Origin of the sequence: Ancylobacter dichloromethanicus (assembly GCF_018390645.1) — a bacterium.
Taxonomy (GTDB): Bacteria; Pseudomonadota; Alphaproteobacteria; order Rhizobiales; family Xanthobacteraceae; genus Ancylobacter; species Ancylobacter dichloromethanicus.
This window is the reverse complement of the sequence record NZ_JAHBGC010000029.1, coordinates 116,124-129,501: the sequence shown is the minus strand read 5'-3', so window position 1 is coordinate 129,501 and position 13,378 is coordinate 116,124. Positions and strand designations below refer to the sequence as shown.

The 13,378-nt window shown below is 67.0% G+C and carries 15 protein-coding genes and 2 tRNA genes; 9 read left to right on the top strand and 8 right to left on the bottom strand.

From position 1 onward, the window contains the following. The first annotated feature begins 1 nt into the window (after position 1). The 4 genes from urtE (at position 2) to cysN (ending at position 4,865) form a co-directional block, all read left to right on the top strand. Entirely contained in the window at positions 2-694 is a 693-nt protein-coding gene (gene urtE, locus KHC23_RS15030; protein ID WP_213373472.1) for an urea ABC transporter ATP-binding subunit UrtE, read from the top strand. 32 nt (positions 695-726) lie between these two features. Continuing rightward, the gene (locus KHC23_RS15025; protein WP_213373471.1) at positions 727-1,662 is read left to right on the top strand and encodes an acetamidase/formamidase family protein; all 936 of its coding nucleotides are present in this window, start codon (positions 727-729) and stop codon (positions 1,660-1,662) included. A 378-nt stretch (positions 1,663-2,040) separates the two neighbouring features. Further along, the gene (cysD, locus tag KHC23_RS15020) at positions 2,041-2,970 is read left to right on the top strand and encodes a sulfate adenylyltransferase subunit CysD (protein WP_271188696.1); all 930 of its coding nucleotides are present in this window, start codon (positions 2,041-2,043) and stop codon (positions 2,968-2,970) included. Then, complete coding sequence (gene cysN / locus KHC23_RS15015) at positions 2,970-4,865, top strand: sulfate adenylyltransferase subunit CysN (RefSeq protein WP_213373469.1); 1,896 nt, start codon at positions 2,970-2,972, stop codon at positions 4,863-4,865. The genes cysD and cysN overlap by 1 nt, the downstream gene beginning before the upstream one ends. Before the next feature lie 91 nt (positions 4,866-4,956). Here the strand turns inward: cysN and KHC23_RS15010 are convergent. From KHC23_RS15010 to KHC23_RS14995, 4 genes are all read right to left on the bottom strand, one after another. Continuing rightward, a tRNA-Leu gene (locus KHC23_RS15010) sits at positions 4,957-5,043 on the bottom strand. Between the two features lie 129 nt (positions 5,044-5,172). Beyond that, a complete protein-coding gene (locus KHC23_RS15005; RefSeq protein ID WP_213373468.1) occupies positions 5,173-5,625 on the bottom strand; it encodes a hypothetical protein in 453 nt (150 codons plus the stop codon). 44 nt (positions 5,626-5,669) lie between these two features. After that, entirely contained in the window at positions 5,670-5,969 is a 300-nt protein-coding gene (locus KHC23_RS15000) for a hypothetical protein (protein WP_213373467.1), read from the bottom strand. Positions 5,970-6,612: 643 nt separating this feature from the next. Next, the gene (locus KHC23_RS14995) at positions 6,613-7,188 is read right to left on the bottom strand and encodes a L,D-transpeptidase family protein (RefSeq protein ID WP_271188687.1); all 576 of its coding nucleotides are present in this window, start codon (positions 7,186-7,188) and stop codon (positions 6,613-6,615) included. Positions 7,189-7,391: 203 nt separating this feature from the next. Between KHC23_RS14995 and KHC23_RS14990 the strand changes: the two genes are divergently transcribed. Genes KHC23_RS14990 through arfB form a run of 3 tightly spaced genes read left to right on the top strand, consistent with a single transcriptional unit; the run spans position 7,392 to position 9,034 of the window. After that, positions 7,392-8,078 (top strand): response regulator transcription factor, encoded by a 687-nt coding sequence (locus KHC23_RS14990; protein ID WP_213373465.1) that lies wholly within the window; start codon positions 7,392-7,394, stop codon positions 8,076-8,078. A 42-nt stretch (positions 8,079-8,120) separates the two neighbouring features. Then, a complete protein-coding gene (locus KHC23_RS14985) occupies positions 8,121-8,606 on the top strand; it encodes a cyclic nucleotide-binding domain-containing protein (protein ID WP_213373464.1) in 486 nt (161 codons plus the stop codon). Beyond that, positions 8,603-9,034 (top strand): alternative ribosome rescue aminoacyl-tRNA hydrolase ArfB, encoded by a 432-nt coding sequence (gene arfB, locus KHC23_RS14980; RefSeq protein WP_213373463.1) that lies wholly within the window; start codon positions 8,603-8,605, stop codon positions 9,032-9,034. Before KHC23_RS14985 ends, arfB begins: the two co-directional genes overlap by 4 nt. A 16-nt stretch (positions 9,035-9,050) precedes the next feature. On the opposite strand, the gene KHC23_RS24430 is transcribed toward arfB, so the two are convergent. Further along, complete coding sequence (locus tag KHC23_RS24430; RefSeq protein WP_271188695.1) at positions 9,051-9,260, bottom strand: DUF1674 domain-containing protein; 210 nt, start codon at positions 9,258-9,260, stop codon at positions 9,051-9,053. 194 nt (positions 9,261-9,454) lie between these two features. Between KHC23_RS24430 and htpX the strand changes: the two genes are divergently transcribed. Continuing rightward, positions 9,455-10,444, top strand: coding sequence for a zinc metalloprotease HtpX (gene htpX / locus KHC23_RS14970; protein WP_213373461.1), 990 nt, complete (start codon positions 9,455-9,457; stop codon positions 10,442-10,444). 110 nt (positions 10,445-10,554) lie between these two features. Further along, positions 10,555-10,630, top strand: a tRNA-Thr gene (locus KHC23_RS14965). 319 nt (positions 10,631-10,949) lie between these two features. Here KHC23_RS14965 and KHC23_RS14960 read toward each other — a convergent pair. From KHC23_RS14960 to KHC23_RS14950, 3 genes are all read right to left on the bottom strand, one after another. Next, on the bottom strand, positions 10,950-11,525 hold the full coding sequence (locus tag KHC23_RS14960) for a DUF308 domain-containing protein (protein WP_213373460.1): 576 nt from the start codon (positions 11,523-11,525) through the stop codon (positions 10,950-10,952). Between the two features lie 240 nt (positions 11,526-11,765). After that, the gene (locus KHC23_RS14955; RefSeq protein ID WP_213373459.1) at positions 11,766-12,356 is read right to left on the bottom strand and encodes a TetR/AcrR family transcriptional regulator; all 591 of its coding nucleotides are present in this window, start codon (positions 12,354-12,356) and stop codon (positions 11,766-11,768) included. Positions 12,357-12,432: 76 nt separating this feature from the next. After that, positions 12,433-13,368 carry an AraC family transcriptional regulator gene (locus tag KHC23_RS14950; protein WP_213373458.1) on the bottom strand — a complete coding sequence of 312 codons (936 nt, stop codon included), beginning with the start codon at positions 13,366-13,368 and terminating at the stop codon, positions 12,433-12,435. Positions 13,369-13,378: the final 10 nt, after the last annotated feature.

The following is a 13,378-nucleotide window of genomic DNA, read 5'->3' as shown; positions in this document are numbered from 1 at the left end:
CATGGAGTTCCACGTCGAAACCCTCGATCAGCATTACGGCTCGGCGCAGGTGCTGCGGCAGATCAGCTTCGAGATCGCGCCGGGCGAATGCCTCGCCGTGCTCGGGCGCAACGGCGCCGGCAAGTCGACCCTGCTGAAGTGCCTGATGGGGCTGATACCTCCCGCTGCCGGTACGGTGCGCATCGACGGGGCAGATGCGACCGGCTGGTCGGCCCACCGGCGCTCCCGCGCCGGCCTCGCCTATGTGCCGCAGGGCCGCGAGATCTTCTCCGAACTGACGGTGGGCGAGAATGTCGAGGCCGCCGCCCGCGCCCATGGCACCTATGGCACGCAGGCCATGGAGGAGGCGATCGACCTCTTCCCGGTACTGCGCGAGATGTGGAAACGGCCCGGCGGCGCGCTCTCCGGCGGCCAGCAGCAGCAACTCGCCCTTGCGCGCGCTCTGGTCACGCAGCCGCGGTTGCTCATCCTCGACGAACCGACGGAGGGCATCCAGCCCAACATCGTCGCCGCCATTGGCGAAGTGCTGCGCGCGCTGAAGGGGCGCGTCTCGGTGCTGCTGGTGGAGCAATATCTCGACTTTGCCATCGACACCGCCGACGCCTTCGTCATCCTCTCGCGCGGGGCGGTCGTCGAGGCCGGTCGCGCCGAGGCAATGACCCGCGACCACCTCTCCCGCTTCATCGCCGTCTGAACCCTTATCCCGTCGACCCTCAGGAGTTCCCCATGTCGCGCCGCTTCGAAATCCCCGCCACGCCGGAGAACATGGTGTTGGGCTATCTCGACAGCACCACGCCCCCGGTGCTGGAGGTGGCCTCCGGAGATGTGGTGACGCTGCACTCCTTCCCCGCCGGCGGCAAGGAGACGCTGCCGGACACCCTGCCCGTTCCCGCCGACTACATGGCGGCGCTGGACACCCTGCCGCAGGGTCCCGGCCCCCATTTCATCACCGGCCCGGTCTATGTGCAGGACGCCAAGCCCGGCGACACCCTGCAGGTGGACATTCTCGACGTAAAGGTGCGCCAGGACTGGGGCTTCGTCTCCATCCTGCCGCTGCTCGGCACGCTGCCCGACGAGTTCACCGATTACGAAACCATCCATCCCGTCGTCGACCATGCGAAAAATGTCTGCGTCATGCCCTGGGGCACCGAGATTCCGCTCGACCCGTTCTTCGGCATCATCGCCACCGCCCCGCCACCGGCCTGGGGCCGCTGTGGCTCGCCAGTGCCGCGCGCCTTCGGCGGCAACATGGACAATAAGGAACTGCGCGCCGGCACCACGCTCTATCTGCCGGTGTTCAACGAGGGCGCGCTGTTCTTCGCCGGTGACGGGCACGGCGTGCAGGGCGATGGCGAGGTGTGCATCACGGCGCTGGAGACCGGCGTCACCGGTACGTTCCGCCTCACCTTGCGCAAGGACATGCCGCTCGACTGGCCCTTTGCCGAAAGCGCCACGCACCTGATGTCGATCGGCCTCGACGAGGATCTCGACGACGCCGCCAAGCAGGCGACGCGCGAAATGGTGAAGCATGTGTGCGAGCGCACCAATCTCTCGCGCAACCAGGCCTACATGCTGTGCTCGCTGGCGGGAAACCTGCGCGTGACCCAGATGGTGGACGGCAACAAGGGCGTCCACATGCTGCTCGCCAAGGCGCTGCTCTAGGGCCTGATCGGTGAATCAGTCTCCAAATTATCGATAGAGCACGCCCGAATTCCCGGGCGCCCAGGCTCACAAGGCCCGACGGTCGGCTGACCGGTCGTCGGGCATGGTGGACGGCATCTCCATTCTCACTGCGGAAATGTAAATTGATCACCATGAATTTTTGGTATTATTGAGCGATCACGATTTTTATCTGTGAGATATTGACCCCGGCGCCGGCCGCCTTTACATGATTGGCACAGGATTGATGCTCGCAGCATGGCTTGGCCTTGGGCCTCGCCGCGGGACTCTGCCCTGGCGTCCTCCTAGCCGAATGGTCGCCACCGCCCGCCGCCGCGGTGGAAGCAGACATTCGCCCGCCGGACGATTCGCAATAAGTCGCTGGTAGATAGGCGGGATTTGATGTCGTCAGAACGGATGACGCACCTGAGGCGTCTGGAAGCCGAATCCATCTTCATCATGCGTGAGGTGGCGGCGGAATTCCGCAACCCGGTGATGCTCTACTCCATCGGCAAGGACTCCGCCGTCATGCTGCATCTGGCGGCAAAGGCGTTCCATCCCTCGCCGCCGCCCTTCCCGCTGATGCACATCGACACGACGTGGAAATTTCGCGAGATGATCGCCTTCCGCGACGCCACCGCCGCGCGGCTGGGCTTCAAGCTCCTCGTGCACACCAATCAGGACGGCGTCGCCCGGGGCATCAACCCGTTCGATCACGGCTCCTCGCTCTACACCCATGTCATGAAGACGGAAGCGCTGAAGGAGGCGCTCACCCTGCACGGCTTCGACGCCGCGTTCGGCGGCGCCCGGCGCGACGAGGAGAAGAGCCGGGCCAAGGAACGGGTGTTCTCGTTCCGCACCGCCAACCATGGCTGGGACCCGAAGAGCCAGCGGCCGGAGCTGTGGAACCTCTACAATGCCCGCGTCCGGCCCGGTGAATCGATCCGTGTGTTCCCGCTCTCCAACTGGACCGAACTCGACATCTGGCAGTACATCCTCGCCGAGAACATCCCCATCGTGCCGCTGTATTTCGCCGCCGAGCGCCCCGTGGTGGTGCGCGACGGCCAGCTCATCATGGTGGACGACGAGCGCCTGCCGCTGGCGCCCGGCGAGGTGCCGCAGATGAAGCGGGTGCGCTTCCGCACGCTGGGCTGCTACCCGCTCACCGCCGCCATCGAAAGCGACGCTGACACGCTGGAGGCCATCGTCGGCGAGATGCTTCTGGCGCGGACTTCCGAACGCGCCGGCCGCCTCATCGACCATGACGAGGCCGCTTCGATGGAAAAGAAGAAGCGCGAGGGATACTTCTGATGAACGAAGCCATCGCGCCGTTCGGCACCGCCGAGTATCTCGCGGCCCACGAGGCCAAGGGGCTGCTGCGCTTCCTCACCTGCGGCAGCGTGGACGATGGGAAGTCGACCCTTATCGGCCGACTGCTCTATGACACCAAGCTGCTGTTCGAGGACCAGCTGGCGACGCTGGCCTCCGATTCACGCAAGCACGGCACCGCCGGCGGGGATCTCGACTTCGCGCTGCTGGTGGACGGGCTCGCCGCCGAGCGCGAGCAGGGCATCACCATCGACGTGGCCTACCGCTTCTTCGCCACCGAACGGCGCAAGTTCATCGTCGCCGACACGCCGGGCCACGAGCAGTACACCCGCAACATGGCGACCGGCGCCTCCAATTCCGACGTGGCGGTCATCCTGGTGGACGCCCGCAAGGGCATCCTGACCCAGACCCGCCGGCATTCCTTCATCGTCTCGCTGCTCGGGCTGAAAGACGTGGTGCTGGCGGTCAACAAGATCGACCTCATGGACTATTCGCAGTCCGTGTTCGACCGGATCGTCGCCGACTACCGCGCCTTCGCGGCGGAGTTCGGTTTCCGCACCCTCGTGCCGATTCCAATCTCGGCCCGCCACGGCGACAACGTGATTGCCCGCAGCGCCAATACACCCTGGTATGACGGCCCTTCGCTGCTCGACCATCTCGACACGCTGGACGTCGAAAGCGGCGCCGATACGCGTCCGTTCCGCCTGCCGGTGCAATGGGTCAACCGCCCCGACCTGAATTTCCGCGGCTTCTCCGGCACGGTGGCGTCCGGCACGGTGCGGGTCGGCGAGCCGGTGGTCGTGGCCGGGTCTGGTGCGACCTCGCGCGTCGCCGCCATCGTAACCGCCGACGGCGAACTGGCGGAAGCCGGCGCCGGCGAGGCCATCACCCTCACCCTCGAAGACGAGATCGACGCCTCCCGCGGCGACGTGATCGCGGCGGCCGGGGCGCGGCCGGAAGTGTCCGACCAGTTCGCCGCCCACCTCATCTGGATGCACGAGGAGCCGCTGCTGCCGGGCCGGCCCTATCTGATGAAGATCGGCACCCGCACCGTCGGCATGTCGGTGACCGAGATCAAGCACCGGATCGACGTCAACTCCTTCCAGAAGCTTGCCGCCAAGACCCTGTCGCTCAACGATGTCGCCGTCGTCAACGTCGCCACCCACGATCCCGTCGCGCTCGACCCCTTCGCCGCGATTCCGCAGACCGGCGCCTTCATCGTCATCGACCGCATGTCCAACCAGACGGTCGGCGCTGGGATGGTGGATTTCGGGCTGCGGCGGGCGACCAATGTGCACTGGCAGGCACTCGACGTCTCCAAGGCGAGCCGGGCCGAGCTGAAGCTCCAAAAGCCGGTGATGCTGTGGTTCACCGGCCTCTCCGGCGCCGGCAAGTCGACCATCGCCAATCTGGTGGAGAAGCGCCTCACCGCGCTCGGCAAGCACACCTACCTTCTCGACGGCGACAATGTCCGCCATGGCCTCAACAAGGACCTCGGCTTCACCGATGTCGACCGCGTCGAGAACATCCGGCGCGTCGCGGAAGTGTCTCGGCTGATGGTCGATGCGGGACTCATCGTCCTGGTCTCTTTCATCTCCCCGTTCCGCGCCGAACGGCAGATGGCCCGTGAACTGGTCGAGGAGGGCGAGTTCGTCGAGATCTTCGTCGATACCCCGCTGGAGGTCGCGGAGGAACGTGACGTGAAGGGCCTCTACCAGCGCGCCCGCGCCGGCCTGATCCGCAATTTCACCGGCATCGACAGCCCCTACGAGCCTCCGCTTCACGCCGAGATCACCATCGCCGGCGGCGCGCTCGCCGCCGAGGCGGCGGCGGAGCGGATTCTCGATTATCTGCTGAAGAAGGGATATCTCGGCTGACCGGCTGCACCAACTGCCGTAGGCGCAAGAACTGCTGCAGCGGCCGCGGTCCGCGAGTGTCGCTCGAAAGCCGAGCGCCATGCTGGAAAACTGGTGCGGGCGGTCGGACTCGAACCGACACTCTGTCACCAGAAACGGATTTTGAGTCCGTCGCGTCTACCGGTTCCGCCACGCCCGCATGGTGCGGTTCTCTATAACGAAAAAGAGCGCGGCGCCAAGTGGCAAGCCGGCGACGAAAAGCCGGAACGGAAATTCACCGCAGCGCCCGGCGGGTGGCGCGCCTGGCCGGTGTTGAGGCCACCGCCGCTCAGGGCGCTGGCTGGCAGGTTCCGAACGCGCTCAGCACCTTGCCGCCGGCGAGTGTGGTGAGCGTTGCCGCCGACTTCGACGGCGACAGCTCAATGGCCCAGGCGGACATGTTGTCGTTGCCGTCGAGAATCAGCGTGTCGCCGTCCCCGATCACGCTCTGGATCGAGCTGATATGAGGCAAATCGTCATCCGACGTGCTGGCGATGATCTGTTCGCCGAAATGGATGAGAAACCGCGCCGGCAGGTCAATCGTGCCAAGTTCCTGCGACGGCGCGCAGCCCGACGCTTCGCACACGAACACCTTTTCGAAAGAGCAGGCGATCGGGGCGGGGAGTGTATCCCCCTCCGGGGCCGGCGGGGCCACGGCGGCCGAAGGGCCGGTCGATTCCTGCGCGTGGGCGGCAACAAGGCCCAGCAGCAGGCAGAGCGCGGTAACGGTCGTCTTCAGCATGGGGAAGCTCTGGTGCTTGACCGGAAGAACGGGACGATGACGCTTCAATAGACCGGTGTGCGGCACGGCGGATAGGGCGGCGCGCCGCAATAGCCCGGGCCATAGGTTGGGCGCGGCGGCGGCGGATAATAGCCGGGCGGCGGCGGGGGTGGGGGCGCGTAGTAATAGGTCTTGGGCTTGGTCGCGGCGGCCGTCACCACCGAGCCGACCAGTGCCCCGGCGACAAGGCCGCCGATAAGAGCGCCGGTGGAATTGCTCGCCTCGGCGGGCGGGCTCACCGCCAGCAGCGGCAGGGCGATGGCCATCGCAAGCCCGCCCCGCATCGTCGTTCCCAAGGCGCTCATGATCGACCCCCGCGATTCGTCTGCCCGACTATCACTCGCGTCCGTGCCGGCGGCAAGAGGCGATGCCGCGGGCGGGCGAGACGGCGCGCGGAAGCCGCAATTCGAGCGGTCGCCGGCAGGCGGGCGGCAAGTGTGTTCCGGAGCCCCTTCCTTAAGGGCAGGATGCCGCGGGAAAGCCGCGATCGTGGCCCAGCCTGCCGTTGGTCGGCGAACGTTCTACCCCGTGCTGCGTTACCGGATCGCAAGCCGTCGTGGCTGTGCGGGTGGAAATTGCGGAGGACGACATGGACAGACGAGGCTTTCTACTCGGTTTCGCTGGGGCCCTCGGAGCGGCGGCCGCGGCAGGCACGTTGCTCACCCCGGCTCAGGCGGCGGTGCTTGGCCAGCTCAAGGAAGGAATTCCCGGAAAGCTTTCCGAAGAACTTCCCCGGGAGGCTGCCGGTGGCAGCACCCCCGACGGCACTTCCATCGAGCCCGCCCAGTGGGGACCTCCCGGTCCGCCTCCGGGCCGGCGGCGGCGTCGGCGGCGCCGGGTCTGCGGCTGGCGCCGTGACCGCTGGGGCCGTCGCGTCCGCCGCTGCTGGTATGTCTGGCGCTGACATACGTTCCGCGACAGGTGGGGTCCACCTGTCGCGGCCATCTTCTAGACGATCTCGATCGCCGTGGCGCGGGTCAGTCGCGCGAGGACCCGCCGCAGATCGGCCGGGCGAAAGGCGACGCAGCCCGCGGTCGGCTCGAAACCGGCACGGGCGAGGTGCAGAAACACCGCGGAACCGCGCCGGGCACGGCGCGGCCGGCTGTTGTGGTCGAGCACCACGACGAGATCGTAGAGCCCGTCGGCCCGCCACATTTCCTCATGCGAGGCACTGAACGGAAGACGGACCGGCCGGTTGTAGCGCCCGTCCCGCGGGTCGTCGCACCAACCGTCGTCGCGGCGGATCGGGCGCACGGGCAGGGAGGTGATGGGGCGCGGCCCGCGATCGGCCCGATAGCGCAGCTCGCGCGCGTGCCACACCCCCTTCGGCGTCGCCCCGTCGCCCTCGCGCTTGTCGGCGCGGATGCCCGAGCGGCCGAGCGCCACGGGAATCGGCCGGCCGTCCAGGATCAGCCAGCCGCGCTGCCGGCCAAAAAGGTAGCGGGCGGCGCGCGCGATCACCCGCAGACGGGAGGCGGATCGGGATTTCCCGTGTGTTTCTGTACGAAGGGACTTCTTCTTCACGCGATTTCCGTTCACGATCACGTCACGAACCCGCAGCTACTTCGTCGTGCGCGACCATCGTCTCTTGCCGAATGTGCTCCGCCTGCCTACTCGGGACAGACGGCATTTCACTCCAGCACCGCGCGAGAGTGGACGCGCGAGGCGCCACGAACAAGGGCTTCGGCCAGCGGCCTTTCAGGAACGCGGCTATTCGGGAAAGCGACATGGCGAACGCTCAGCGAGTTTTGGTGGTCGACGACGACAAGGATCTGCGTGAGGCGCTGGTGGAACAGCTCTCGCTCTACGACGAATTCGAGGTCGTTTCCGTCGACAGCGCCCAGGCGGCCATCAGCGAGGTCGAGGCGAGCCGCGTCGATCTGGTGCTGATGGATGTCGGCCTGCCGGACAAGGACGGTCGCGAGGCCGTGCGGGTGATGCGCCAGAACGGGTTCAAGGCGCCGGTGATCATGCTCACCGGCCACGATACCGACAGCGACACCATCATGGGGCTCGAGGCCGGTGCCAATGACTATGTCGCCAAGCCCTTTCGCTTCGCGGTGCTACTCGCGCGCATCCGAGCGCAGATGCGCTCGCACGAGGCGAGCGAGGACGCGGTGTTTACCATCGGGCCCTATACCTTCCGGCCGGGCGCCAAGATGCTGGTGACGGAGCGCAACTCGAAAATTCGTCTCACGGAAAAGGAGACGGCAATACTCAGATACCTTTATCGGGCAGGAAAGAAGCCGGTGGCGCGCGAAATCCTGCTTCAGGAGGTCTGGGGCTATAATTCGGGCGTGACGACCCATACCCTCGAGACGCATATTTATCGCCTTCGTCAGAAGATCGAGAAGGACCCGTCCCACCCCAGCCTGCTTGCCACCGAGGCCGGGGGATACAAATTGCTGCCCTGACAGGCCGATTGATTCGTCCTGCCTTGGAGTTTCGCCCGCCGAATGTCCATCGAGGACGACATCGCCTTCCTGGAACGTGTGCCGACGCTCGCATTGATGGGGCGTGAGGCACTGCGCGTCATCGCCATCAGCGTCGAGCATTTCACGCTGACGCGCGGACAGGCGCTGTTTCACGAAGGGGAGCCCGCCGATTGTGCCTATGTGGTGCGCAGCGGCACCTTTCTCATCGCGCCGGAGGATCCCGATCTTGCCACGCGGCCGGGCAACTCGGCACGGGTGGGTGAGGGCGCGCTGATCGGCGAGATGGCGCTGCTGACCGAGACCCGGCGGCCGGCCACGGCGACGGCGCTGGAGCCGGGCGAGGTGGTGCGCATTCCCCGCAACGTGTTCCTGCGCACGCTCGAGAGCTATCCCGATGCGGCGCGCGAACTGACGCGCCGGCTGAGCGAGAGGGTCTCGGCCACGCTCGCCGACCTCGACCGGGTCCGTGCGCGGCTGGAGGCGATCGACGGCGAGAGGGGATCATGATCCCGGTCACGCCACGGGTCTGGCTCGACGAGGAAGAGATCGACGAGACCTTCGTGCGTGCCTCGGGACCGGGCGGACAGAACGTCAACAAGGTGTCGAGCGCGGTGCAACTGCGATTCGACGTGCGCGGCTCCAAGACCTTGCCCGACCACGTGAAAGAGCGGCTGGAGCGGCTGGCCGGCCGGCGTCTCACCAAGGACGGCGTCCTCGTGCTGGTGGCGCAGCGCTACCGCACACAGGAGCAGAATCGCGCCGACGCCCTGGCCCGGCTGGTGGAACTGGTGCGCGAGGCGGCGTTCGTGCCGGTCACCCGCCGCCCGACGCGGCCGACGCTCGGCTCGAAGATCCGCCGGCTGGAGGGCAAGACGCGGCGCGCCGGCGTCAAGGCGCTGCGCCGCGACCGCCCGTCATCCGGCCCGGAGGACTGACGCCTGGCGCCAACCCCTAGAAATCGCTGGCGATTCCTTTCACTTCCCAGTCGCCGTAACGGACCGGCTCCGGGCCGCCGCGCCCATCGATCTCCTTCGGCGCTTCTACCGCTGTTGCGGCGGCGCGGCCGGCGGCGGCCTTGGCCAGCGCCCGCTCGGCGGCGGGGGTCAGCGGCCGGCGCGGGGCCGGCGCCGGCGGGGGGTCGGGCTGACCGGTGAGACCGATGGTGTGGATCGTCGGTACGATCGGTCCGGTGGGATCGCTCTGGCTCATGCTCCATTGGAACCACCGGGCGCGCGCCCGCGTCAAGCCTCCGGCCGTCCCGCGCCCGGCCCCCTGCCGGCAATCTTGCGCGGCGGGCCGGCGCTTCCCATTCTCTTCGTCGACAAGCCGCGACAGGCGGCACGAACGAGGGAACGATGAACTATTTCCGTACGGCGATCCTGCTCGCGGGCATGACCGCCCTGTTCATGGGCGTCGGCTACATGATCGGCGGGCAGGGCGGCATGGTGCTGGCGCTGCTGGTCGCGGCCGGCATGAACGTGTTCAGCTACTGGAATTCCGACCGCATGGTGCTGTCCATGTACGGCGCCCGCGAAGTCGACCGCGCCAGCGCGCCGGACTTCCATGCCATGATCGAGGAACTGGCGGCCCGCGCGCAGCTTCCCATGCCCCGCGTCTACATCATCGACAACCCGCAGCCCAACGCCTTCGCCACCGGCCGCAACCCCGCAAATGCGGCGGTGGCCGCCACCACCGGCCTGCTCAATTCGCTCTCGCGCGAAGAGGTCGCCGGCGTGATGGCGCATGAGCTGGCGCATGTGAAGAATTACGACACGCTGACCATGACGATCACCGCCACGCTGGCGGGCGCGATCTCCATGCTGGCGAACTTCGCCATGTTCTTCGGCGGCAACCGCAACAACAACAATCCGTTCGGCATCATCGGCACCATCGCGATGATGATCCTCGCCCCGCTGGCCGCCATGGTGGTGCAGATGGCGGTGTCGCGCTCGCGCGAATATGAGGCCGACAAGCTCGGCGCGCAGATTTGCGGCCAGCCGCTGCGGCTGGCCTCGGCACTGGCGAAGATCTCCAATGCCGTGCACCAGGTGCCCAACATGCCGGCCGAGCACAACCCGGCGACCGCGCACATGTTCATCATCAACCCGTTGTCGGGCGAGCGGATGGACAGCCTGTTCTCGACCCATCCGGCCACCGAGAACCGGATCGCCGCGCTTGAGGCACTGGCCCGGCAGATGGGCGCCCAAGGCGGATTGTCGCCGGATGCCGGCCCGAGCGCCGCGCCACAGGGTGGCCCGTGGGCGGGCGCCAGCCGGTCGCAGCCATCGAGCGCGGTGTGGGGACGTCGCCGCTCCGGCGGGGAGCGGCGCGGGCCCTGGGGCTGAGGCTGAGCCTGTCGGAAGCCTCGAATCGGTCCGGGGCGGGCGCCTCAGGCCGCATCCGCGCGCCGCGGCGCTTGAAAAAGCCGCGCTTCGCCGCTATCAGAGCCGCGCGTGCCGCTTTAGCTCAGTTGGTAGAGCATCGCATTCGTAATGCGGAGGTCGTCAGTTCGAGTCTGACAAGCGGCACCATTTCCCCAGACTGACGATTCGGGGACCAGGGCCGCCCATCTCCCTTTCCATCTTCCTGATCGAAACCAGGCCGCCCCGGGTTCGCGGCTTTTTCGAAGCGCGGCGATACGGGCCGGCGCATCCTGCCGCCTGCTCGGCTTTGAAGACGGCTGGCGGCTCTCCCATCGGCTTCCGCGCGACGGGGCAGGACGCGATGACCGGCGGGCGTGCGGTATTCAGCCTCCCGAAGGACCCCGCCGTTCGGCCGTCTGCCGGCGCGCCTGTGTCTTCCTGTGGACAGTTGTCGCCGGGACGGCCGGCCCCGCCGGGATAGGAGGGCCTATGCGGCCTTCCTGCGCGATTGGCTGACGGTCAGCCACACGGCCGAAATCAGAAAGTAGAGCGCGCCGACAGCCGCATAGCCGGCTATGTTGGCGATCGATGGCGGCATCGGCATTTGCGACTGCACGATGAAGAAGGTGCCTGCCAGCGCGGATTGCGCCCCGCTCAGGATCATCGCCCACTGCGCGCCGGAGCTTTTCCACCGGCGCAGCGCGGTGCCGAGCTGAAGCAGGCCGGACAGGATCGCCCAGACGCCGAACACCCCGATGACCCAATTCATGCTCATCGTCAGGGCGAGAATGACGGCCAGCGTTGTCGCCACGCTGACGGCGACGTTGATCGCCTGCGTGCGATTGCGGCCCAATCCTCCGCTACGCGACGCATCGATGTAATTGGCCAGGGCGTCCCAGGCGGGATATGCGACGAGCAGGATGGTCCCGATCGTCGGGGATTGCCGTCCGACCGTAAACGCCGCCGCCACCCAGGCAGCGGAAAACACCGTGCGGGCGAAATAATAATGCTTCAGCCACTGTTCCTGCCCGGTAGGGGCGAGATTGTCTTGAGTCATTGTCATCGGAAAATCCTTTCAACTAGTAGGTAGATTTGCGAGGCGAGCGTCACCGCCGCCCCGGGCCGTTCGACGGAAGTCGGCCGCAACCGATCTGGCGTCTCCCGGCGACGAAAAGTGCCGTTCGTTCAGCCCTGCCCGCAGCAGGTGCGGATGGGCTCGGATCCGTCGGCCGGCAGGAGGGTCGGTTTCGCGATCACCCGGCGGCCATGATTCTCGGTTGTGACGGCCCGCGCGCGCCTTCCGTCACAAAGGCGAGCGCGCGGCGAGCCGTTCCAGGAGTGGGCCCGTGACGACGGCGAATATCTTCGGATCGCCATAGGCGCGTGCCGAAAGCATCGCGCCGTGAACTGTCGCCATGAAGGTTTCGGCCTCGGCGGAAGGGCTGCCCACCAGTTGAAGGCGGCCATGCAGCGCGCCGCGCTCCAGCAAGGAAGCCAGCCACGCCGACAAGGCGCGGAAATGCGCCCGGACCTCCACGCCCACCTGCTCGGGAAGGACCGGAAGCTGGCTTGCCAGCAGCGCACAGACACAGAACGGCGCGCTGGCGTCCGTGATGCAGGCCTCCCAGTAGCCGAGATAGAACCGCAGCCGTTCGAGCGGATCGGACACCTGGCGTTCGAGATTCGCCATCCCCGCCTCGGCTTCCTTGCGATAGCGCGCCACCAGCGTGCGGACGAGATCGGCCTTGCTGGGAAAATGGTGATGGATGCTTGCCTTGCGTATCCCGACCACGTCGGCGATGTCGGCATAGCTGAAACCGTTATAGCCGCCGGCGACGATCAGCGAACGGGCACAGGTCAGGATGTCGTCGGAGGTAGTGGACAGGTTGCTCATGCCTCTGTCTACCTTCTAGTAGGAAGACTGTCAACTCCCGCGTCGTCCAGGGGTCAACCGGGAAACCTCGCGCCGTTCAGCCCAGTTCGCCCAGATGCTGGCGAACCCATCTGGCCTCCTCCGATGCCGTCCGGCGGAAATGCCGCTTGAAGTCACGGCTGAACTGGGCGGGACTGGCATAGCCGACCGATGCGGCGACCTGAGCGATCGTGCCGTCCCGGCGGGCGATCATCCGCCGCGCCTCGTGCAGCCTTATCGCCTTCACATACTGGATCGGCGTGCTGCCCGTCAGCGCCTTGAAGTGGACGTGGTAGGAGGGAACGCTCATCCCCGCCTCGCTGGCCAGAGCGGCGACGGAAATGGTGGCACCATAGCTCTCGCGCAGCCGGGCCAGGCTTTGCACGATCCTGCCGGACGGCCCCCGCTGCTGCAGAGCCGAAATCATCGCGCCGCCTTGCGGGCCGATCAGCACCCGGTAATGCAGTTCGCGCAGGATGCCGGCCCCCAGAACGGCACACTCGACCGGATCGCGCAGCGCCCGCAGCAGACGCCGCACCACGTCCTCGATCTCCGGTTCCATCCGGCTGGAGGCCAGACCCCTTACCCTGGCCGCCACAGCCTCGGAACGCCTCGCGCCCACTTCCGAGGCGATCTCGGCGGCCAGACGCAGGTCGAATTCGACATAGACGGCAAGCAGCGGGCGCCCGGCGCTGGCCACGGATTCCATCCGGAAGGGAACAGGCACCGACACCGCCAGATAGTGCTCCTCGTCATAGAGATAGACCTCACCCTCGAGCATGCCCTGCTTGCGGCCCTGCAGCACGAACACCGCGCCCGGCCGGTAGAGCACGGGGATATCGTGAAGCACCGCCTCGGTCCTGAGAAGGCGGACATTGGCGAGCCCGGTCGCGTTGTAGCCATGGCGGGGCGCAAGCAGCCCGGCCAGCGCCACCAGTTCACGGCGCGCCGGGTGCTCGTTCTCCGCATTCATAGGATTTGGCAAGAACTTCATAATTCTCACG

Bases quoted from the DNA above. Each gene is read 5' to 3' on its own strand.
- urtE (WP_213373472.1), top strand. From the start codon at position 2: ATGGAGTTCCACGTCGAAACCCTCGATCAGCATTACGGCTCGGCGCAG.
- KHC23_RS15025 (WP_213373471.1), top strand. From the start codon at position 727: ATGTCGCGCCGCTTCGAAATCCCCGCCACGCCGGAGAACATGGTGTTG.
- cysN (WP_213373469.1), top strand. From the start codon at position 2,970: ATGAACGAAGCCATCGCGCCGTTCGGCACCGCCGAGTATCTCGCGGCC.
- KHC23_RS15005 (WP_213373468.1), bottom strand. From the start codon at position 5,625: ATGCTGAAGACGACCGTTACCGCGCTCTGCCTGCTGCTGGGCCTTGTT.
- KHC23_RS15000 (WP_213373467.1), bottom strand. From the start codon at position 5,969: ATGAGCGCCTTGGGAACGACGATGCGGGGCGGGCTTGCGATGGCCATC.
- KHC23_RS14990 (WP_213373465.1), top strand. From the start codon at position 7,392: ATGGCGAACGCTCAGCGAGTTTTGGTGGTCGACGACGACAAGGATCTG.
- KHC23_RS14985 (WP_213373464.1), top strand. From the start codon at position 8,121: ATGTCCATCGAGGACGACATCGCCTTCCTGGAACGTGTGCCGACGCTC.
- arfB (WP_213373463.1), top strand. From the start codon at position 8,603: ATGATCCCGGTCACGCCACGGGTCTGGCTCGACGAGGAAGAGATCGAC.
- htpX (WP_213373461.1), top strand. From the start codon at position 9,455: ATGAACTATTTCCGTACGGCGATCCTGCTCGCGGGCATGACCGCCCTG.
- KHC23_RS14960 (WP_213373460.1), bottom strand. From the start codon at position 11,525: ATGACAATGACTCAAGACAATCTCGCCCCTACCGGGCAGGAACAGTGG.
- KHC23_RS14955 (WP_213373459.1), bottom strand. From the start codon at position 12,356: ATGAGCAACCTGTCCACTACCTCCGACGACATCCTGACCTGTGCCCGT.
- KHC23_RS14950 (WP_213373458.1), bottom strand. From the start codon at position 13,368: ATGAAGTTCTTGCCAAATCCTATGAATGCGGAGAACGAGCACCCGGCG.